Below are 21,099 nucleotides of genomic sequence, written 5' to 3' on the forward strand. Positions count from 1 at the left end.
TCCGGTGGCCGCCCCTCGGTCCGTTCCCCGCGGTGTCCGTGCGCTACTTGACCGGGATCTTCGGCTCGACCGGGTCCGGCGCGACCGCCTCCTGGCTGCCCGGCACCAGGATCCGGCGGGACAGCACATAGGTGAACGGGATCGCCACCACGGCGGCGACCAGCGGGGCGATCGTCTTGTTCATCCCGACCCAGTGCACCAGGGCGAAGAGACCGGCGCTCTGCACCACGAAGTTGGTGACGTTGGTGAGCGGGAAGAGCAGGAACTTCTTCCAGCTCGGCTTGGTGCGGTAGGTGAAGTAGGTGTTGAGGAAGAACGAACCGACCATGCTGAGCAGGAAGGCGATGGTGTACGCGACGAAGTACGGCAGTTTCGCCAGGTGCAGCAGCGGCCAGTAGAAGGCGTAGAAGGTGCAGGTGTTGACTCCGCCGACGAAGCCGAACCTGATCACCTGTCCGAGCTGACTGGGCATCAGACCGCCCTGCGCTGGGGCTCGTTGACGTACACCTCGCGGCGCTCGACGCCCTCGGGCTCGCCCGGGAAGCCGTGGGCCTCCTTGACCAGGAAGTGCGGGCGGCGCTTGGTCTCGTAGTAGATGCGGCCGATGTACTCGCCGATCAGGCCCAGCATCACCATCTGGACTCCGCCGAGGCCGACGATGATCGCGACGAGGGTGACGTAGCCGGGGGTGCTCACGCCGTAGGCGATGGCGGCGACGGTGATCCACAGGGCGTAGGCCGCGCCGACGCCGGCGAGCAGGACGCCGAGCCAGATCGCCAGGCGCAGCGGCTTGTTGTTGAACGAGATCAGGCCGTCCATGCCGTAGTTCAGCAGCGAGCCGAACTTCCACTTGGTCTCGCCGGCCTCGCGCTGCGCGTTCTGGTAGTCGAAGGTGACGGTGTCGAAGCCGATCCAGGAGAACAGGCCCTTGGAGAAGCGGTTGTACTCGCCGAGCGAGAGCAGCGCGTCCACGGCCGGGCGCGAGAGCATGCGGAAGTCGCCCACGCCGTCGGTGAGTTCGACGTCGACCCACTTGTTGACCGCGCGGTAGTAGATGCGGCTCAGGGCGGAGCGGACCTTCTTGTCGCCCTCGCGGGTGCGGCGGGCGATGATCTGGTCGTGGCCGAGCTGGTAGAGGTCCAGCATCTGCCCGATGAGCTCCGGCGGGTGCTGGAGGTCGGCGTCCATGATGACCACGGCGTCCCCGGTGGCCTCGCGCAGACCGGCGAGCATGCCGGCCTCCTTGCCGAAGTTGCGGCTGAAGGAGACGTAACGGGTGGCGTCGGGGTGCCGGTCGGCCAGGGCTCGCAGGTGCAGGAGCGTCTTGTCCCGGCTGCCGTCGTCCACGTAGCAGATCTCGTACTCGATCGGGAGGGTGTCGAGCACGCTGCGGGTCTTGGCGTCGAATTGGTCGATGACCGCTTCTTCGTTGTAACAGGGGACGACGACCGACAGCTTCATCATCAGTGCTTTCCGTTGGCAGAAGACGGGGAGGGAGTGCGGGAGGACCTGGTGCGGGTGCGGACCGCACCGCCGACTCCGACGGCGAGCAGGGCCACCAGGGCCAGTCCGCTCGCCAGGAGTCCGGGCTTGAGTCCGGGGGTCTGGAAGGAGCACGAGAGGCGGGATCCGCCGTTGCCGAGGTTCACGGCCATCAGCCCGCCCAGCGTACCGGGCGCGCGTGACGGGCCGCCGTCGACCGAGCACTGCCAGCCGTCGGTGGCCGGGGTGGAGATCACGGCGGTGCCGGTGGTGCCCTTGGGGAAGGTGGCGGCGATGCTGTGACCGCCGGCCGTGATCTTCTGGGGGGCGGTGGCCTTGAGGTGGTCGACCGCGCCCTTGAGCTTGGCACGGCTGAGGCAGCCGACGGGGAACTCCGGGATGTCCTGGGCGTCGGTGGTGCCCAACGCGATGGTGAACCTGCCGCTCGCCGGGACGGTGCCGAGCAATTGCAGGGTGTTGCTGGTCATGTTGTCGCTGCCCTGCTGGGAGCTGTTCCGGTCGAAGGCCTGGATGCCGCCCGGGTACCAGGGCGCGTACCAGTAGGCCTGGGTGCCGGGGGTGCAGCGGGCGCTGAACGTCGTCCACTTGGACCCGGTCTCGTTGCCGGGCAGGTGCCAGTCGCCGTTGGGGCCCGCGGTCGGCGTCGGGCCGCCGGCGGGCGTGAGGGCGGGCACGTCGTAGACGGGGGTGCCGAGCACGCGCTCCTGGCGGGCGAAGACCGAGGCGTCGTGGGCCGCGGAGTCGCTCGCGTCGCCCGGGCGCAGGGTCACGACGGGCGGCGCGGCGACCGAGTGCTGGGTGAAGCCGCGGCCGTTGCGCGCCCAGTCCAGGTAGCTGCCGATGCCCATGATCGCGCGGCCGACCGGGTCGGTGAAGCTCAGCGTGTGGCGGCCCTGGATGTACCAGCCGGCCCCGAGCCCGTGCAGGGCCTCGGCGGTCTTCGCGGGGACGTAGCTGCTGTAGTACGAGCCGCCCTGGCCGCCGAGGAGCAGCGGGTCGTTGTTGGCGAACTCGTGCGGGCCGGGGTCGCTGCGCGTGACCGGCCACTTGTCGTGGGCCTGGACGGCGTCGTGGGCGGCGAGCGAGCGGGCGTCCAGGGTCCGCTTGGGCTGCCACCAGTCGCTGCTGTCGCGGATCGCGGTGACCGACAGGACCGTGTACGCGGTGGACAGGAACACCGTGCAGGCGAGGGCCCCGGTGAGGGCGACGCGCATCGGGCGCTGCCCGCGGAAGCGGTACAGGAGGAGCAGCAGGACCAGGGCGAGCAGTCCGCCGCCGACGGTCAGGATCCAGGTGCCGTGCGAGACGTAGGAGCTGCGGGCGGACACCGCCACGACGACGGCGGTGACCGCGGCGCCGTACAGGAGCTCCTTGGGGCGCGGGCGCCGGGACAGCGCCAGCCACGAGACGATCACCAGCATCGCGGTGAGCGCGATGGAGGCCCGGTAGGGGCTGCCGTTGGGCATGGCCAGGCCGTGCCAGAGCAGGATCGTCGGCGCCCAGATGTAGGAGAGGGCGACCAGGACGAGCAGCACGCACCAGGCGACGCGCTCCTTGCCGGGCACCCGGCGCATGAAGGGGAAGGCGAGCACGAGGAGCAGCGGGAGCAGGCCGACCGAGATCTGCGGCGCGTTGCCGTGCAGGCCGCCGGGCAGCAGGTGCGCGAGGTAGTCGGCGGCGCCGGGCGGGCCCTTGTAGGTGGCGTCCGGGGCGGGCTGCGAGAGCTTGCTGGCCTTGAGGCCGACGGTGAGGACCGGGGCCGCGAGCAGCAGGCCGGTGGCGGTCATCGTGGCGGCCCGTACGAGCGCGTTCAGGCGCTCGCGGACCGGGGTGTCCTCCAGGATCAGACGGACGACGAGGACCAGGCCCATCCCGATGGTGGCCATCGCGGCGATGTAGAAGTTGCCGGCCCAGGCGGCGAAGACGAGCAGCGCGCCGGGAATCCAGTGGCGGCCGCGCAGGCACCAGTCGGAGGCGATGCCGAGCATCGGGAAGGCGGCCAGGCCCCACATCCACATGGGGTCGGAGAACCCGTCGGAGATCATCCAGGCGCTGACCGCGTAGCCGACCGAGAGCAGCCCGCGCAGCCAGGGCGAGCCGGGGCGCAGCCGGCCGAGGAAGACGGTCATCAGGAACGCGGCGAGGCCGACGCTGAGCAGCGTGACCAGGAAGACCGGTATCTCCACCTGGTCGCGCGGGAACAGCCCGACGAGCCAGGAGAAGGGGTTCATGAGGTAGGTGAAGAAGTCCCCGAGGAAGGGGACGCCGAAGCCGCTGCCCCAGTTGAAGACGAGGTCGCCGGAGGTGTTGCCGTGCATGAGGTCCCACAGGTGCGCGTGGAACGGCACGAACTGGTTGCCGAGGTCGTTGACGGCCCGCGAGCGCGATCCGAAGGGGTAGGTGCCGTGCACGGCCATCGCCACGCAGTAGGCGCCCATGGAGATCACGGCCGAAAGGGTGGCTGCGGCCGTCTGCGCTCCGAGGATCTTCGGGCGGGACCGGCTGCTCCGTTCGGTCGTCGCCGCCTGTTCCGCGGGGGAGGTTTTCAGCACCGTGCCTTCTCGTTCACTCGCTCTGCGTCCGCTTCGCCCGGGATGTCCGGCCGTGGCGGCCATGGACGGGGTCAAGGAGAAGTATGACGTTCCCGGCGGAGGTGCGCGCCTGGCACCACCTTCTCCGGAGATGGCCCCCGGCCCTCATTGGTTGCCCGGTCTTCTTTCACAGTTGCGTAACGAAGCAAGGGGAGGGGGCGGTGTGCACGCCCCGCGAACGGGCGACGGCGGCCCCCGGGCGGCTGCCGGGAGGGCGGTGGATACCAGGTAGCGTTGAACCGCATGCCATTAGCACAAATGGATTGAGGTGCCAGTGCCTGACGTCTCCGTGATCGTCATCGTCTACAACGATGCCGATCGACTGCCGACGGCCGTCCAGTCTGTCTTGGACCAGACCCACAAGAGTGTCGAGGTCCTGATCGTCGACGACTGCAGCAAGGACCGCTCCTACGAGATCGCCCAGGAGCTCCAGGCCGCGAACCCGGGACGGGTGCGGGCATTCCAGCTGCCGCAGAACAGCGGTGGCTGCGGGGCACCCCGCAACCACGGCATCTCCGAGGCGCTTGGCACGTACGTGATATTCCTCGACAGCGACGACGTCCTGGAGGAGAACGCCTGCCGGAACATGGTCGCCGCGGCCGAGCGCACCGGCGCCGACCTCGTGTCCGGCATGTGTGTGCGGGTCTACGTGGACAGCCGGCACGGCAAGACCGTCGACTGGTACCCCTGGATCTACTCGACGAGCCGCACGCTCGAATCGATCACGGAGATGCCGGACCTGCTGGTCTTCGACACCCTCTCCACCAACAAGTGCTACCGGCGTGCGTTCCTGCTCGAACAGGGTCTGTCCTTCCCGGTCGGCATCCACTACGAGGACCTGCTGTTCTCCGCGCAGGCCTACGTCGCCGCCCGGCGCATCGCGCTGATCCCCAACCGCGTCTACTCGTGGAACGTCGTGGAGAACTCCTCGGCGAAGTCGATCAGCAACCGGCGCCACGAGATCGCCAACTTCGTGCACCGCATGGAGATCCACCGGCGGGTCGACGAGCTCCTGGAGGAGAAGGGCTACGAGGACCTGAAGTTCCGCAAGGACGTCAAGTTCCTCAAGCACGACCTGGTGCTCCATCTGCGGGATCTTCCGCTGCTCGACAACGACTACCGGCACGAGTTCGCGGAGCTCGCCAACAGCTATCTGGCGACGATCTCCCCGCAGGCCTACGCCGAGGTCCAGCCCATCCAGGCGATCTGCGCCTACCTCCTGGGCAAGGAGGACTGGAAGAACCTGATGCCGGCGGCCGACGCCCTCATCACCCCCGGCAAGCTGACCGCGCCGCTGGTGGAGAAGGACGGCCGGATCTACTGGTGCGCCGAGCACCTGGACGACCCGGACGGCGCCCGCATCCTGGACGTCACCGCGGCCGGCTACCACACCCGCCCGCTGAACAAGCTGTCGCTGGGCAACCGCCTCACCTCCTACGCCGACGACGGCCAGGGCAAGGTGCGCCTCGGCGGATCGGTGGTCAACCCGCTGGGCCGGGTCAAGGCCGACGCCGAGCTGACCGGCACCCTGGAGTTCCGGGCCCGCCGCACCAGCCTCCAGTCCTTTCGCTTCCCGCTGACCTCGCTGACCCACACGGGCCGCACGCTGGACTGGAAGGCCGAGGCGGACATCGCCCGCAAGCTGCGCCCGCTCGGCATCATCGACGTGGTGTGGGACGTCTGGCTCCACCTGGACATCGACGGAGACGCGGTCTCCACCCGCGTCTCGGCCGGCAGCATCGACGTGAACTCCGGCCACCCGCTGCACGTCCGCCCCCGTCTGACCCGTCTGGTCTCCGACCGCATCGAGCCGTCGGTCTCCAAGAAGGGCAATCTGAGCTACGTCCTGACCGCGTCGGGCGCCGCGACCGTGCGCACCCAGGGCCTGATCGAGGAGGCCCTGCGCAGCAAGGCCGCCGGGGTCGCCAAGAAGAGCCTGCGCAAGGCCCGCCGGATGAAGAAGGACCTCAACTCGGGCGAGACCAAGGTCCGCGTCTACCACGAGGTCCTCTCCAAGCTGCCGATCCGCAAGGGTCTGGTGGTCTTCGAGAGCCACATGGGCAAGCAGTTCAGCGACAGCCCGAAGGCGATCTACGACGAACTGCGCCGCCAGGGCGTCGACTTCGAGCCCGTCTGGTCCTACGAGGGCGCCAAGCCCACCGGCTTCCCCAAGGACGCCACGCTGGTCAGACGCTGGAGCTACGCCTATCTGCGGGCCCTGGCCCAGGCCGAGTTCTGGATCGACAACCAGGGCTTCCCGGCCTCCTTGACCAAGCGCCCCGGCACCACCTACATCCAGACCTGGCACGGCAGCGCCCTCAAGCGGATGGGCTTCGACCTGCCGCAGATGAAGGTGCTCGGCCGCCCCGAGCGGGAGCGCCTCCAGCGGGGCCTGGACCGCTTCGACCACTTCCTGGTCCGCTCCGAGCACGATGTGCGCACCCTCGCCCGCGGCTTCCGGCTGCGCGAGGACCGGCTGCTGCGCGCCGGCTACCCGCGCAACGACGAGCTGGTCAAGGCGCGCGAGCAGGAGGGCGAGTCGGGTGCGCGCGAGCGCGGGCCGCTCGCCGCCGAGCTGAAGATCGATCCGGCGAAGAAGGTCCTGCTGTACGCGCCGACGTTCCGGGCCACGCCGCAGGGCGCGGTGCGCCGCTTCGAGCTGCCCTTCGACGTCGAGGCGTTCGCGGAGCGCTTCGGCGACGAGTACACGCTGCTGATCCGCTCGCACTACCTCAACCAGGTCGTGCTGCCGCCGTCGGTGCGCGGCAAGGTCATCGACGTCTCCAGCGGCTACGACATCTCGCCGCTGCTCGTCCTGGCGGACGCGCTGATCACCGACTACTCGTCGCTGATGTTCGACTACACGCTCCTCGACCGGCCGATGATCTTCTTCACGTACGACTACGAGGAGTACGCGGGCGAGAGCCGCGGCACCTACTTCGACCTGCGCGAGAAGGCGCCGGGGCCGGTCGTGGGCACCGAGGCCGCGCTGTTCGCGGCGGTGGCGGAGCTCAAGTCGGCGGACACCGAGTACGCCGGGGCGCGGGAGCGCTTCGCGGCCGAGTTCGGTGAGTACGACCGGGGCACCGCCGCCCAGCAGATCGTCGCCAAGTTCTTCACCTCCGGGAGCGGCAAGTGACCGAGCAGACCGTCCAGGGCGGCGGCCGTGACATCTTCTTCGTCTCCAACGCCGTCAACGAGCTCGGCGGCGTGGCGACCTGGTCGCACCAGATGGCCCGGCTCTTCGCCGACCGCGGCAACCTGGTGCACATGGTCGGCATCACCCCGCCGAGCCACCCCTTCGAGCTGGGCCCCGACCTGCCGTACGGCACCACGACGCTGTACGACGCGCATCCGCCGTCGGTGCCCGGCGCGCACGGCATCAAGGGCAAGCTGAACCTGGCGGACCGCCGCCGGCGCACCGCCCGCGCGGAGGGGATGCGGGAGCAGGCCGCCAAGCTCACCCGGATGTTCCGCCAGGCGCGGCCCGGCGCGGTCGTCATCGTCACCCAGGTGTGGGCGATGGAGTGGGTGGCGCTGGCCGACACGTCCTCGGTCACGGTCATCGGCATGACCCACGAGTCGTTCGAGGCGTGCCGCAGGTCCTCCCGGTTCGGGCGGGTCAAGCGCTACTACAAGGACGTCGACCGGCTGCTCGCGCTGACCCGCGAGGACGCCGACCTGTGGGCCCAACAGAGGCTCGACAACGTCGACTTCATGCCCAATCCGCTGCCGTTCCTGCCCGCGGAACCCTCGCAGCGGACCTCCAAGCACGTGGTGAGCATCGGCCGCCTGCACGAGGAGAAGGGCACCGATCTGCTCCTGGACGCCTGGTCCGAGGTCGCCCCGCGCCACCCCGGCTGGACGCTGCGGATCTACGGCACGGGCTCGGACGAGGAGGCGCTGCGCCGCCAGTGCACCGAGCTCGGCCTGGACGGCTCCGTGGAGTGGATGGGCCGCACCGACGACCCGGAGGGTGCCCTGCGCGACGGCGCGGTCTTCACGCTCGCCTCGCGCGGCGAGGGCTTCCCGCTCTCGCTCCTGGAGGCCATGGCGACCGGCGTGCCGTGTGTGGCCTTCGACGTCGCGCCCGGTATCCGCGAGATCATCCGGGACGGCGAGGACGGCCTGCTGGCGCCGCCCGGCAACACCCTCGTCTTCGCGCGCCGCCTGGAGTCCCTGCTCGCCGACCAGGAGCTGCGCGACCGGCTCGGGAACGCGGCCCGCGAGAACATCCAGCGCTACCGGACGGACGAGATCGTCCGGCGCTGGGAGGACCTCTTCACGTTCCTGGAGCGCTGATCCACCCCGCGTTCCCCCAGCACCCGTGACGAACGGAAGGCCCCGGCACCCAGCACCTGCCGGGGCCTTTCGCACACCGTCCCACCTGCGGGTGACCGCACAGAAGTCGCATACCCGCACCCCTTTGACACAGGGCCCCTACAGGGCCTCCAATAAATAAGAAAAGCTGTGCTAGCGTCCGCGCGCGAGAGTCACCGACCACCCTTGCAGCCGTGCCCCATTCGAGGATGTGTGCCGATGGACCCCGTTGTTACCGTGATCGTCCCGGTGCACAACACCCTGCGGTACCTGGAGCGCTGCTTCGGGTCCGTCGAAGCGCAGACCATCGGACGGCGCAAGCTCGAAGTGATCGCGGTGGACGACGGCTCGTCGGACGGCAGCGGCGCCTGGCTCGACGCGTGGGCGCGCGAGCGCGACAACATCCAGGTGATCCACCAGGAGCCCTCGGGCGGCGCCGGAAAGCCCCGCAACGTGGGCATCGAGCGGGCCCGCGGCACCTACCTCTTCTTCCTCGACTCCGACGACTACCTCGGCACCGACGCGCTGCGGCGCATGGTCGCGATGGCCGACGGCGAGGAGTCCGACATCGTGTACGGCCGGATCGTGGGCGTGGGGCGGGACGCCCCGGTGGACTTCCGCACCACCAGCGCCGAGGTCGACCTGTACGACTCCCCCGTGTACTGGACGCTGGCGCCCTACAAGCTGTGGCGCCGGGCCCTGATCGAGGAGCACGGGCTCCGGTTCGCGGAGGGCCGGCTCCTCAACGAGGACGTGGCGTTCGCCGTCCCCGCGGTGCTGCGCGCCAAGAAGATCTCGGTGGTCGCCGACCACGACTGCTACTACCTGGAGGGCCGCGGCGACGGCACCAACGCCAGCCGCCAGGATGTCGACTGGGTCGACCAGCTCGCCTTCGTCGGCGAAATCCTGCGCGGCCTGGGCGAGTTGGTGCCCGCCGGCCGCGAGCGCGACAAGCTGATGGAGCGTCACTTCCACGGCGAGATCCTGAGCATGTTCGGGGAGCCCTACCTGGCCCGTGACGAGGCCGGCCGCAAGGACATGGCCGCCGCCGCCAAGGTGCTGCTCGACGAGTGGACCACCGAGCCGGTCATGGCGGCCCTGCCGCCCCGGCTGCGGCTGCGGGTGCACTGCCTGCGCCACGGCCTGGTGGACGAGCTCACCGAGATCGTCCGCGCCGACACCGGGAACACCCCGGGCCCCGCCCACCAGGACGGCGAGCGCGTCTACGCCGCCTATCCCTACTTCCGCGACGCCGAGCGGGGCGTCCCCGACTCCGCCTACGACATCACCTCCCGGGTCCGTCTGGTCCAGCGGGTCGACTCCTACGCCTGGGAGGGCCCGGTGCTGCGGGTCACGGGCTCGGCCCGGCTCAGCGAGCTCGACCCGGCGGGCCGCGGGGTGGGCGTGCTGCTGCGCCGCCAGGGATACACCTACTGGGTGCCCGCCGAGACCGCCGACGACGGCACCTACACCCTCCGCCTCGACATCGGCCGGGCCGCCGACGGGGAGCCGCTGCCGGAGGGGATATGGAGCATGCGGATCGTCGTCACCTCGGGCGAGCTCAGCAAGGAGGCCTGGCTCGCCCGCCCCTCGGACCGCCTGTACGACGTGTCGCCCGAGCCCCGGATCGTCGACCGCGGCGAGGCCGGACCGTGCGCCGCGGGCCTCTTCCACTCGGCGGCCCACCAGCATCTCAACCTCGACATCGGCGACACCCGCCGGCTGCTCGCCACCTCGGCCCGGGGCACCGTCGCCCGCACCCGCCTCGGCCGGGTCGAGGCCACGGCCCGGGTGACCGTACCGGGCTGGCCGGCCGCCGGGCGGGGCGAGGCCCGGCTGCTCCTGGTATCCGGCGAGAAGACGCTCACCGCTCCGACCGCCACCGAGGTGGACGCCAACGGCCGCGTCTCGGCGCGGGCCACCGCCGACGGAGTCGCTCCCGGCGTCTGGGAGCTCCAACTCCGGCTCCTGGCAGGCTCGTTCAACCGGGACGTACCGGTGATCGAGCCCTCCGGCGAACCCCTGCGCCTGACCGTGCCGGTGCCGCTGGTGCGCCAGGTGCGCCGCAAGGCGGCCCGCGTGGTGCGCGGCCGCTGACCCAGCCGCCCGCTCCACGGAGAGAACGAGAAGGCCCCGCCGGTTTCGGCGGGGCCTTCTCCTCACGTGCCGGGCGCGTGTGCGGGGCGGGATCAGCCGTCGCGGTGGTGGCGCCAGCCGGCCCACGCCGAGGAGATCATCGAGCGCACGTCGTGGTGCGCCTTCCAGCCGAGCTCGGCGGCGATGCGGTCGGCGGAGGCGACCACGCGCGCCGGGTCGCCCGCGCGGCGCGCGTGCACCTCGGGGGCGATGCCGCGGCCGCTGATCTCGTTGATGAGGTCGACCATCTCGCGCACCGAAACGCCTTCGCCCCGGCCGATGTTGACGGTCAGATCGCCGTACTCGCCGCCCTGCGCGGACTCGGCGAGCTTGCGGGCGGCGGCCAGGTGGGCGTCGGCGAGGTCCTCGACGTGGATGTAGTCGCGGACGCAGGTGCCGTCGGGGGTCTCGTAGTCGTCACCGAAGATGCGCGGCGGCTGCCCGTCCTCCAGCTTCTCGAAGACCATCGGCACGAGGTTGAAGATGCCGGTGTCGCCGAGCTCGGGGGTGGCCGCGCCCGCCACGTTGAAGTAGCGCAGGCAGCCGGTGGCGATGCCGTGCGCCTTTCCGGCGGCGCGCACCAGCCACTCGCCGGCCAGCTTGGTCTCGCCGTACGGGCTCATCGGCAGGCACGGGGTGTCCTCGGTGACGAGGTCGACGTCCGGCATGCCGTACACGGAGGCGGAGGAGGAGAACAGGAAGGTGCGCACGCCGGCCGCGGCGACCGCCTCCAGGAGCACGGTCAGGCCGAACACGTTCTCCCGGTAGTAGTGCAGCGGGATCTCGACGGACTCGCCGACCTGCTTCTTGCCCGCGAGGTGGACGACGCCGGTCACGGAGTGCTCGGCGAGGGTGCGGTCCAGGAGCTCGCGGTCCAGGACGGAGCCGACCACCAGCGGCACTCCCTGCGGCAGCCGCTTCGCGTCACCGGTGGACAGGTCGTCGAGCACGACGACGCGCTCCCCCGCCGCCGTCATGGCCCTCACGACATGAGAGCCGATGTATCCGGCGCCGCCCGTGATCAGAAAAGTCATGTGTGCGTCCACGCTCTCATCGTCGCCTTGATCGAGCCGTCCGGGCCAGTCTGCGCAGCTTCCCGCCGACCACCCCGAGGGCCCCCTGTACTCCAGGGGCGAGCCGCACCGCGAGCGATCCGCTCGACGTCCGGTACGGCTGCACCAGCAGAACACCGTACCGGCTGGCGGGGACCGCCGTGCGCCGCAGCCCGGCGGCCCGGGCCCGGAGGGTGGTGTGCGCGCCGGGGCCCGCCGCGCTGTTCAGGCGGACCCGCAGGTCCCAGATCTGGGTGCCGCGGCCGCCCGCCGCCGCGAGAGCGGTCAGCATCACAGGGGCCTGGCCGGTGTAACCGTCGCCGCCCGCTCGCAGCGGGGCGGTCACGGTCAGGGCGCTCTCGCCGCCGCCCCTGGGCACGAACTCGATGTCGGCGCTGGTGGGGGCCCCGGTCGCCGCGAGGCGCCCGTACAGCTCGTGCACGCGCAGCTTGACGATGCCGCGCCGCCCGGCGAGCAGGGTCGCGTCGACGGTGACGGGCAGCCGGTCGGCGGGCAGCGCCGCCAGGCCGTCCAGGGCCACGTCCGCGAGGTCGTCCGCCCACACCGGTCCCCCGGCGGCGCTCGCGTACGGCGGGATCAGCCGGGCCGGGTCGGCGGCGAGCTGGGAGAGCCGGTCCAGGTCGCGGGGGGCCTCGGCGGCCAGGACCACCTGGGCGAGCCAGCGTGCGGGCGGGGCGGCCGCCGCGAGCTCGGCGGGGGCGAAATCGGCGAGGTAGGCGCGGGTGAGCCGCCACCACTGGTCGCGGTAGCCGGCGTCCCGCACGCGCAGCTCGCGCAGGTACAGGCACAGGTCGTAGTCGACGAACTTGGTGCGGCAGGCGGCGGCGAGCGCCTTGCGGCCGGCCGCGCCGAAGGCCTCGACGGCCTGGGCGTGGGCGGCGATGCGGGCCTGCCAGTTGGCGACGTCCTTGCGGGCGAGCGAGATGGACACCTGGGCCGCGGCGCGGCGCACGTGCCAGACGTAGACGAGCTGGGGCACGACGGCGACGCGGGGGCCCGCGGCGTACACGCGGGCCGTGAAGACGAAGTCTTCGTACGTGAACCTGCCGTCGGGAAAACGGAGTTGATGCTCCGTCAGGAAGTCGCGGCGATAGAGCTTGTTGACACACAGCGTGTCGTGGAGCAGACGCGGCTCGGCCTCCGGCGACTCGTACACGGCCGCCTCCCGGTACAGGCCCGGCTGCCACGGGACGTCCCGTCCGTCCGGCAGTTCGCGGCGCACCGCGCGGCCGACCGTGACGTCGGTGCCGTGCTCGCGGGCCGCGTCGAGCAGCGCCGGGACGGCGCCGGGGGGCAGCACGTCGTCGCTGTCGAGGAACAGGACGTACGGTGCCGTGGCCGCGGCGATTCCGTCGTTGCGGGGGGTTCCGCAGCCGCCGCTGTTGTCCGCGCGGCGCAGCACGCGCAGCCGGGGCTCGGTGGTGGCCAGCTGGTCCAGTACGGCGGCCGTGCCGTCGCTGGAGCAGTCGTCGACGGCCACGACCTCGGTGACGGCCGGGCCCTGCGCGAGTGCCGACCGTACGGCGTCGGTGACCAGCTCGGCGTCGTTGTAGGCGATGACGACGACGCTGACGCCCGGGGGGCCGTCCGGGGAGGCAGGGCTCTGGCTCATCCGTGAATCCTACGGCGCGCTCCGTGCCGGTCGCGCCCTGGCCCCTTGGGGTTGGTGGGTTCCGGGCCCCTTGGGGCTCCGCCCCAGACCCCGGGCACCTTCGCCCACCCGCCCGCCCGTGCGGCCGAACTGAACAGCCCGGGCCCCTGGGGCTCCGCCCCAGACCCCGGGGGGTTGCCCACCCGCCCGCCCGTTGCCCGGGGTTGGTTGGTTCCGACCCCTGGGGCTGTGCCCCAGACCCCCTTCGAGGGGCTGCGCCCCTCGGACCCCCGGTTCGGGGTTCCGCCCCGGACCCCGTATCGCGCCTTAAGGGCGCTCGTCCTCAATCGCCGGACGGGCTGAAGTGCCCGATGCGGGCCAGCACCGATCAGCCGGACGGGCTGAAGACACCCAGGCCCACCAGCACCGAGGCATTCGGGGCCACCTACAGGGGCGCGGGGAACTGCGCGACAAGCCACCCGCGGCCCGCAGACGAAAACGGGTTCCCAGGGGCGCGAGGAACTGCGCAAACAACCCCGCACGGCCCGCAGACGAAGACAGGCCTCCAGGGGCGCGGGGAACTGCGCGAACAACCACCCACGGCCCGCGGACGTAAACGCACCCAGGGGCGCGGGGAACTGCGCGAACCGCCCCCGCGGCCCGTGGATGTGACCCCGTACCCCGTACCCCGTACCCCGACCTCCGGGCCCGGCCCGAGGGACGGGGCCGGGGGACGGGCCCGAGCAAGAAGGACCCGAGCAAGAAGGGCCCGGGCTAGAAGGGCCCGAACTCCTTGTACTCCTGCTCCGCCTCGTCCCGCTCCGCATCCCGGTCGCGGCGCCGCTGCGCAGCAGGCCGGGGGGCTTCGAGGCGGTGGTCCTCGCCACGGCGGCCCAGCATCTCCGCGCCCGCCATCATCGTCGGCTCCCAGTCGAAGACGACCGCGTTCTCCTCGGGGCCGATGGCCACGCCGTCACCCGTGCGGGCACCGGCCTTCATCAGGGCGTCCTCGACGCCGAGGCGGTTGAGGCGGTCCGCGAGGTAGCCGACGGCCTCGTCGTTGTTGAAGTCGGTCTGGCGGATCCAGCGCTCCGGCTTCTCGCCGCGCACGCGGTAGACCTCGTTCGCCTCGTCGAAGGTGACGGTGAAGCCGGCGTCGTCCACGGCCTTGGGGCGGATGACGATACGGGTCGCCTCCTCCTTGGGCTTGGCGGCACGCGACTCCGCGACGATCCCGGCAAGCGCGAAGGACAGCTCCTTCAGGCCCGTACGGGCGACGGCGGAGACCTCGAAGACCTGGTAGCCGCGCTCTTCGAGCTCCGGCCGGATCATGTCCGCGAGGTCCTGCCCGTCCGGGATGTCGATCTTGTTGAGGACGACGATGCGCGGCCGGTCGTCGAGCCCGCCGTACTGCTTGAGCTCCTCCTCGATGATGTCGAGGTCGGAGACCGGGTCCCGGTCGGATTCGAGCGTCGCGGTGTCCAGGACGTGCACGAGCACCGAGCAGCGCTCCACGTGCCGCAGGAACTCCAGGCCCAGGCCCTTGCCCTGGCTGGCGCCGGGGATCAGACCGGGGACGTCCGCGATGGTGTAGACGGTCGAGCCGGCGGTCACCACGCCGAGGTTGGGGACCAGGGTGGTGAACGGGTAGTCCGCGATCTTCGGCTTGGCCGCCGAGAGCACCGAGATCAGCGAGGACTTGCCGGCGCTCGGGTAGCCCACCAGGGCCACGTCGGCGACGGTCTTGAGCTCAAGGATGATGTCGGCGGACTCACCGGGCACGCCGAGCAGCGCGAAGCCGGGGGCCTTGCGGCGGGCCGAGGCGAGCGCCGCGTTGCCGAGGCCGCCGCGGCCGCCCTGGCCCGCGATGTAGGTGGTGCCCTCGCCGACGAGGTCGGCGAGCACATTGCCCTGCTTGTCGAGGACGACCGTGCCGTCGGGCACGGGCAGGACCAGGTCCTGGCCGTCCTTGCCGGAGCGGTTGTCACCGGCGCCGGGCTGGCCGTTGGTGGCCTTGCGGTGCGGCGAGTGGTGGTATTCGAGAAGGGTCGTCACGGACTGGTCGACGACCAGGGTGACGTCGCCGCCACGGCCGCCGTTGCCGCCGTCCGGGCCGCCGAGCGGCTTGAACTTCTCACGGTGGACGGAGGCGCAGCCGTGGCCTCCGTTACCCGCGGCGACGTGCAGCTCGACGCGGTCCACGAAGGTGGTCATGGGATGTGCCTCCTGAGGGCCCCCGGCCAGCGGTCGAGGGAAAGTACGGGAATGTCTATCTAGTAACACGCGAAAGGCGGACCCGCTTCCCGTAGGGGAAGTGAGGTCCGCCTCCGCTGAAACCGCTCTACGGCTGCCTAAGTGATCAGGCGGCCGGAACGATGTTCACGACCTTGCGGCCACGGTGGGTGCCGAACTGCACCGCGCCGGGCAGCAGCGCGAACAGGGTGTCGTCGCCACCGCGACCGACGCCCGCACCCGGGTGGAAGTGGGTGCCGCGCTGGCGGACCAGGATCTCACCGGCGAGCACGGTCTGACCGCCGAAGCGCTTCACACCGAGCCGCTGAGCGTTGGAGTCGCGACCGTTCCGGGTGGACGATGCGCCCTTCTTGTGTGCCATGTCTCCTCAGTCCCTTACTTCGCAGCCGTGGGGATGCCGGTGACCTTGATCGCCGTGTACTGCTGGCGGTGGCCCTGGCGACGGCGGTAACCGGTCTTGTTCTTGTACCGAAGGATGTCGATCTTGGCACCCTTGTGGTGGTCCACGATCTCAGCGGTGACCTTGATGCCGTCGAGCACCCACGGGTCGCTGGTCACGGCGTCGCCGTCGACAACGAGCAGGGTCGAGAGCTCGACCGTGTCGCCAACCTTGGCAGTGGAAATCTTGTCAACCTCAACGATGTCGCCGACAGCAACCTTGTGCTGGCGACCACCGCTGCGCACGATGGCGTACACGCGGATCTCTCTCTCGCTCGATACGGAACCCTTGAAGCCAGCCATCCCGCGGAAAACAGGGGGCCTCCCCCGGCGGACCGGGAGGTGAGGTGCTCAGGGGCAGGCGCGTATATAAACACGCCGAGGGTCAAGGCTACGGGGCCGGGCGTGGTGGGTCAAACCAGCGTCATTACCCGCACTCCTCGGCGACGAAACCGCGCAACCAGGCCCGGAAGTCCGGGCCGAGGTCCGCCCGCTCGCTGGCCAGGCGCACGATGGCGCGCAGGTAGTCCGCCCGGTCGCCGGTGTCGTACCGGCGCCCCTTGAAGACGACGCCGTGCACGGTGTCGAGCCGGTTGAGGGCGTCGGTGAGCTGGATCTCGCCGCCGCGCCCCGGCCCGGTGCGGCGCAGTACGCCGAAGACCTCCGGGTCCAGGACGTAGCGTCCGATCACCGCGAGGTTCGAGGGCGCGGCGGACCGCTCGGGCTTCTCCACCAGGCCCGTCACGCGCACGACGTCGCTCTCGCCGGTCGGCTCGACGGCCGCGCAGCCGTACTGGTGGATCTGCTCGGGCGTCACCTCCATCAGCGCGACGACACTGCCGCCGAGGCGCTCGCGCACCTCCACCATGCGCGCGAGCAGCGGGTCGCGGGCATCGATGAGGTCGTCGCCGAGCAGCACCGCGAAGGGCTCGTCACCGACGTGCGGGGCCGCGCACAGGACCGCGTGCCCGAGGCCCTTGGGGTCGCCCTGGCGCACGTAGTGGACGGTGGCCAGGTCGCTGGACTCGCGCACCTTGGCGAGCCGGTCGGCGTCGCCCTTGCGGGTCAGCGCGGACTCCAGCTCGTGGTTGCGGTCGAAGTGGTCCTCCAGGGCACGCTTGTTGCGTCCGGTGATCATGAGGACGTCCGAGAGCCCCGCCGCGACCGCCTCCTCCACCACGTACTGGATCGCCGGTTTGTCGACCACCGGCAGCATCTCCTTGGGGGTGGCCTTGGTGGCCGGCAGGAAACGCGTGCCGAGCCCGGCGGCGGGGATGACGGCTTTGCTGATCGCACTCATGCGGGGGCGGTCTCTCCTTCGTACGACGGAGCCCGCCCCCGGTGTTCCGGGGACGGGCTCCTGGGCCGTGCGTCAGTCAACTACCGCCGGGTGTACGCCGGCTGAGCGGGGGCTGTCCGCCACCTGTCGGCCGCGAACCGGCCGCCCCCCGGCCCTGGGGTCGGGGGGCGGGCGCTGAGGCGGCAACGGTCATCGTCTGATATCTGTCAGCCGTTGACCGTCAGCCGTCACCTGCCGGCCGTCACCTGTCAGCTGTCCGTCGACGCCGAGACCGACGACGACTGCTGCTGCTCGGCCGCCGCGGTCTTCTTGGCCGTGGCCTTCTTGGCGGTCGTCTTCTTCGCCGCGGTCTTCTTGGCCGCCGTCTTCTTCGGCGTGGCGGCCTTCTTCGCGGCGGCCTTCTTCGCCGTCTTGCGGGCCGCCTTCTTGGCCGGGGCGGCCTCCTCGGCGGGCTCCGCGGGCTCGGCCGTTTCGGCTGCCGGGGTGGAGACCACCACGACGACCGCCGCGTCCTCGGCACCCGACGGCGAACCGGCCGGGGCCGTGGCCTTGCGGGTCGCGCGGCGGCGGGCCCGCGGCGGGGCGGCGGCGGGCGCCTCCTCGGCAACGGGCTCCGTGGCAGCGGGCTCGACGACCGGCTGGGCCGCCGGCTCCCGTACCTCGGGCTCCTCCGCCTTCGGCTCGGGCTCGGTGACGACCACCACGGGCTCGGCGGTCGCCGTAGCCGGGGCGCCCGCCGGGGCGGTCGCCTTGCGGGTGGCGCGGCGACGGGTGCGGCCGCGCGGCGCGTCGTCCTCGATGAACGAGGCGACGGTCACCGCGGCCGGGGCCTGCACGGTCTCCGGCTCCTCGGCCTGGGCGGCCGGGGTCTCGACGGCTGCGGTGCGGGGCGCACCGGCCGGGGCCGAGGCTTTGCGGGTCGCGCGGCGGCGGGACCGGCCGCCACGGGCCGCGGCCTCCGCCTCGGCGACGCTGCTGTAGAGCTCCTCGTCGGGCACGAACTCGGGTTCGGCGAGCGCCACCGGCGTCGCGATCTCGGCCGCGACCTCGGCCTCGGACTCGATGTGCTCGGCGGCCTCGGTGTCCGGGGCGTCGTGCTCGTGGTCGTGCTCGTGGGTGTGCTGGTCGTGCTGGTCGCTCTCGGCGCCGCCGCGGCCGCGCTTCTTGGCGCGCTTGCCGGCACCGCCGCCGGACACGGCCGGCTGCTCCATGTGCACGATCACGCCGCGCCCGTTGCAGTGGACGCAGGTCTCCGAGAACGACTCCAACAGGCCCTGGCCGACCCGCTTGCGGGTCATCTGGACCAGGCCGAGCGAGGTGACCTCGGCCACCTGGTGCTTGGTGCGGTCGCGGCCCAGGCATTCGAGCAGCCGGCGCAGCACGAGGTCGCGGTTGGACTCCAGGACCATGTCGATGAAGTCGATGACGACGATGCCGCCCAGGTCGCGCAGCCGCAGCTGGCGCACGATCTCCTCGGCCGCTTCGAGGTTGTTCCTCGTCACGGTCTCTTCGAGGTTGCCGCCCTGGCCGGTGAACTTGCCGGTGTTGACGTCGACGACGATCATCGCCTCGGTCTTGTCGATCACCAGCGAACCGCCGGACGGCAGCCAGACCTTGCGGTCCAGGGCCTTGGCGAGCTGCTCGTCGATCCGGTAGGTCGCGAAGACGTCGACCTCGCTGGTCCAGCGCGTGAGGCGCTCGGTGAGGTCCGGGGCGACGTGCGCGACGTAGCCGTGGATGGTCTCCCACGCCTCGTCACCGCTGACGATGACCTTCGAGAAGTCCTCGTTGAAGATGTCGCGGACGACGCGGACGGTCATGTCCGGCTCGCCGTAGAGCAGCGACGGCGAGGACGTCGAGATCTGGTTGGCCTTCTTCTGGATGTCGGCCCACTGCGCCTGGAGGCGCTCGACGTCACGGCGCAGCTCGTCCTCGCTCGCGCCTTCGGCGGCGGTGCGCACGATGACGCCCGCGTCCTCGGGGACGATCTTCTTGAGGATGGTCTTCAGACGCGCGCGCTCGGTGTCGGGCAGCTTGCGGCTGATGCCGGTCATCGAGCCTTCGGGCACGTACACCAGGTAGCGGCCGGGCAGCGAGACCTGGCTGGTCAGGCGGGCGCCCTTGTGGCCGATGGGGTCCTTGGTGACCTGGACGAGCACCGACTGGCCGGACTTGAGGGCGGCCTCGATGCGGCGCGGGCCGTTGCCCATGCCGAGCGACTCGAAGTTGACCTCACCGGCGTACAGGACGGCGTTGCGGCCCTTGCCGATGTCGACGAACGCGGCCTCCATGGACGGCAGCACGTTCTGGACCTTGCCCAGGTAGACGTTGCCGACGTACGAGGTGGCCTGCTCCTTGTTGACGTAGTGCTCGACGAGCACGTTGTCTTCCAGGACGCCGATCTGGGTGCGCTCGCCGCTCTGGCGGACGACCATGACGCGCTCGACGGCCTCGCGGCGGGCCAGGAACTCGGCCTCGGTGATGATCGGGACGCGGCGGCGGCCCTGCTCGCGGCCTTCGCGGCGGCGCTGCTTCTTGGCTTCCAGGCGCGTCGAGCCCTTGATGGACTGGACCTCGTCGGAGGAGGTGGAGCCGGTGGCGGAATCGATGCGCTCGCGGGTCGTGCGGGGCTCGCGGACCTTGACGACGGTGCGCTCGGGGTCGTCGGAGCCCTGCTCGGCCTCGGGGCCCGCGTCGCCGGAGCGGCGACGGCGGCGGCGCCGGCGACGGCTGCTGCTGGTTCCGGCGGCGGACGGGGTGCCGTCCTCGTCCTCGTCGTCCTCTTCGTCGGACTCGGCGGGGGCGTCGTTGCCGTGGGTCTGCTCGGCCTGGTCGGCCTGCTCGTACGTCTCGTCCGGGGCGTCCTCGGCCTCGGCGGGCTCGCCACGGCGACGGCGACGGCCACCGCGGCGGCGACGGCGCGAGGGGCGGTCGTCGTCGGAGTCGTCGGACTCCGCGTCGGCCTCGGCCTCGGCGGCCTCCTCGGCGTGCTCGTCGGCCGGCTCCTCGACGGCCTTGTCCTGGACGGGCTCGGGGGCCTCGCCACGACGGCGTCGGCGGCGCGAGCGGCCCTGCGGCTCGGCGGTGGGCTCGGCGGCCTCGACGACGGTCTCGTCCGACTCGGCGGCCTCGGGCTCCTCGACGCGGGCGGCGGCAGCGGCGGCCGCGGCCGTCTCCGGCGTCTGGAACATGGGCTCGGTGAAGACGGGCGCCTGGAACACGGCGACGGCGGGGCGCGTGGCGCGGCGGCGGGACCTGCCGGTGGCGGGCTCCTCCGGCTGCGCGGCGGGCTGCGGCTCGACCGGCGTGAACTGCGGGCTGGAGGCGGGGCGGGCGGCCCGGCGGCGGGTGCGGCCACCGCGGGGGGCCTCGTCGTCGGCGGCGGCCTCGGCGGGCACGTTCGACTTCTCGGGGGTCTCCGCGGGCTGCTCGGCGGCGGCCTGCGGCGCGCCGGCCGGGGCGGTGGCCTGGCGGGTCGCGCGGCGGCGGGTGCGGGGCGCGGGGGCCTCGGCGGCCGGGGTCTGCGCGACCGGGGCCTCGGCGGTGACCTGCGCGGTCTCCTCGGCGTCCTCGGCCTCTTCGTCCTCGACGGCCTCGGCGACGGCCGGGTCCACGACGGTGGTCTGCGGCGCGGTCGCCTTGCGGGTGGCGCGGCGGCGGGTGCGCGGCGCCGGGGCCTCGGCGGCCTCCTCGGCAGCCTCGGGCACCTCGGCGACGGCGGCCGGAGCGGCCTCGACGATCTCCTCGGCGGCCTGCGGCGCACCGGCCGGAGCCGTCGCCTTGCGGGTCGCACGGCGACGGGTGCGCGGCGCCGGGGCCTCGGCGGCCTCCTCGGCAGCCTCGGGCACCTCGGCGACGGCGGCCGGAGCGGCCTCGACGATCTCCTCGGCGGCC

The 21,099-nt window shown here is 71.8% G+C and carries 13 protein-coding genes; 3 read left to right on the forward strand and 10 right to left on the reverse strand.

The window, feature by feature from the left end:
• Nucleotides 1–43: 43 nt before the first annotated feature.
• The 3 genes from ACFYNP_RS09015 to ACFYNP_RS09025 are packed head-to-tail and all read right to left on the reverse strand — an operon-like array spanning nucleotide 44 to nucleotide 4,055.
• Nucleotides 44–472, reverse strand: a complete 429-nt coding sequence (locus tag ACFYNP_RS09015) for a GtrA family protein (protein WP_100578246.1) — start codon at nucleotides 470–472, stop codon at nucleotides 44–46.
• A complete protein-coding gene (locus ACFYNP_RS09020) occupies nucleotides 472–1,461 on the reverse strand; it encodes a glycosyltransferase family 2 protein (RefSeq protein ID WP_100578366.1) in 990 nt (329 codons plus the stop codon). The genes ACFYNP_RS09015 and ACFYNP_RS09020 overlap by 1 nt, the downstream gene beginning before the upstream one ends.
• Before the next feature lie 2 nt (nucleotides 1,462–1,463).
• Entirely contained in the window at nucleotides 1,464–4,055 is a 2,592-nt protein-coding gene (locus tag ACFYNP_RS09025) for a YfhO family protein (protein WP_388783931.1), read from the reverse strand.
• Between the two features lie 307 nt (nucleotides 4,056–4,362).
• Here ACFYNP_RS09025 and ACFYNP_RS09030 point away from each other — a divergent pair, with 307 nt between their 5' ends.
• From ACFYNP_RS09030 to ACFYNP_RS09040, 3 genes are all read left to right on the forward strand, one after another.
• On the forward strand, nucleotides 4,363–7,233 hold the full coding sequence (locus tag ACFYNP_RS09030) for a CDP-glycerol glycerophosphotransferase family protein (protein ID WP_388407442.1): 2,871 nt from the start codon (nucleotides 4,363–4,365) through the stop codon (nucleotides 7,231–7,233).
• A complete protein-coding gene (locus ACFYNP_RS09035; RefSeq protein WP_388783934.1) occupies nucleotides 7,230–8,396 on the forward strand; it encodes a glycosyltransferase in 1,167 nt (388 codons plus the stop codon). The genes ACFYNP_RS09030 and ACFYNP_RS09035 overlap by 4 nt, the downstream gene beginning before the upstream one ends.
• Nucleotides 8,397–8,633: 237 nt before the next feature.
• The gene (locus tag ACFYNP_RS09040) at nucleotides 8,634–10,511 is read left to right on the forward strand and encodes a glycosyltransferase family 2 protein (RefSeq protein ID WP_388783937.1); all 1,878 of its coding nucleotides are present in this window, start codon (nucleotides 8,634–8,636) and stop codon (nucleotides 10,509–10,511) included.
• A 92-nt stretch (nucleotides 10,512–10,603) separates the two neighbouring features.
• Here ACFYNP_RS09040 and galE read toward each other — a convergent pair whose 3' ends face one another.
• The 7 genes from galE to ACFYNP_RS09075 form a co-directional block, all read right to left on the reverse strand.
• Entirely contained in the window at nucleotides 10,604–11,584 is a 981-nt protein-coding gene (gene galE / locus ACFYNP_RS09045) for a UDP-glucose 4-epimerase GalE (protein WP_388407436.1), read from the reverse strand.
• 16 nt (nucleotides 11,585–11,600) lie between these two features.
• Nucleotides 11,601–13,235 (reverse strand): glycosyltransferase family 2 protein, encoded by a 1,635-nt coding sequence (locus ACFYNP_RS09050; protein WP_388407434.1) that lies wholly within the window; start codon nucleotides 13,233–13,235, stop codon nucleotides 11,601–11,603.
• 753 nt (nucleotides 13,236–13,988) lie between these two features.
• Nucleotides 13,989–15,428, reverse strand: coding sequence for a GTPase ObgE (gene obgE / locus ACFYNP_RS09055; RefSeq protein WP_388407431.1), 1,440 nt, complete (start codon nucleotides 15,426–15,428; stop codon nucleotides 13,989–13,991).
• A 145-nt stretch (nucleotides 15,429–15,573) separates the two neighbouring features.
• Nucleotides 15,574–15,828 carry a 50S ribosomal protein L27 gene (gene rpmA / locus ACFYNP_RS09060; protein ID WP_100578238.1) on the reverse strand — a complete coding sequence of 85 codons (255 nt, stop codon included), beginning with the start codon at nucleotides 15,826–15,828 and terminating at the stop codon, nucleotides 15,574–15,576.
• 14 nt (nucleotides 15,829–15,842) lie between these two features.
• Nucleotides 15,843–16,163 carry a 50S ribosomal protein L21 gene (gene rplU / locus ACFYNP_RS09065; protein ID WP_010062939.1) on the reverse strand — a complete coding sequence of 107 codons (321 nt, stop codon included), beginning with the start codon at nucleotides 16,161–16,163 and terminating at the stop codon, nucleotides 15,843–15,845.
• A gap of 169 nt (nucleotides 16,164–16,332) precedes the next feature.
• The gene (gene galU, locus ACFYNP_RS09070) at nucleotides 16,333–17,205 is read right to left on the reverse strand and encodes a UTP--glucose-1-phosphate uridylyltransferase GalU (RefSeq protein ID WP_388783939.1); all 873 of its coding nucleotides are present in this window, start codon (nucleotides 17,203–17,205) and stop codon (nucleotides 16,333–16,335) included.
• Between the two features lie 248 nt (nucleotides 17,206–17,453).
• Nucleotides 17,454–21,099: ribonuclease E/G (locus tag ACFYNP_RS09075; RefSeq protein WP_388783942.1), on the reverse strand; the 3,646-nt coding region annotated here is incomplete at its 5' end.

It is taken from the genome of Streptomyces sp. NPDC006691 (genome assembly GCF_042869955.1).
Taxonomy (GTDB): Bacteria; Actinomycetota; Actinomycetes; order Streptomycetales; family Streptomycetaceae; genus Streptomyces.

Excerpts from the sequence above, each read along its gene's own strand:
- ACFYNP_RS09015 (WP_100578246.1), bottom strand. The coding sequence starts at position 472 with ATGCCCAGTCAGCTCGGACAGGTGATCAGGTTCGGCTTCGTCGGCGGA.
- ACFYNP_RS09020 (WP_100578366.1), bottom strand. The coding sequence starts at position 1,461 with ATGAAGCTGTCGGTCGTCGTCCCCTGTTACAACGAAGAAGCGGTCATC.
- ACFYNP_RS09040 (WP_388783937.1), top strand. The coding sequence starts at position 8,634 with ATGGACCCCGTTGTTACCGTGATCGTCCCGGTGCACAACACCCTGCGG.
- galE (WP_388407436.1), bottom strand. The coding sequence starts at position 11,584 with ATGACTTTTCTGATCACGGGCGGCGCCGGATACATCGGCTCTCATGTC.
- ACFYNP_RS09050 (WP_388407434.1), bottom strand. The coding sequence starts at position 13,235 with ATGAGCCAGAGCCCTGCCTCCCCGGACGGCCCCCCGGGCGTCAGCGTC.
- obgE (WP_388407431.1), bottom strand. The coding sequence starts at position 15,428 with ATGACCACCTTCGTGGACCGCGTCGAGCTGCACGTCGCCGCGGGTAAC.
- rpmA (WP_100578238.1), bottom strand. The coding sequence starts at position 15,828 with ATGGCACACAAGAAGGGCGCATCGTCCACCCGGAACGGTCGCGACTCC.
- galU (WP_388783939.1), bottom strand. The coding sequence starts at position 17,205 with ATGAGTGCGATCAGCAAAGCCGTCATCCCCGCCGCCGGGCTCGGCACG.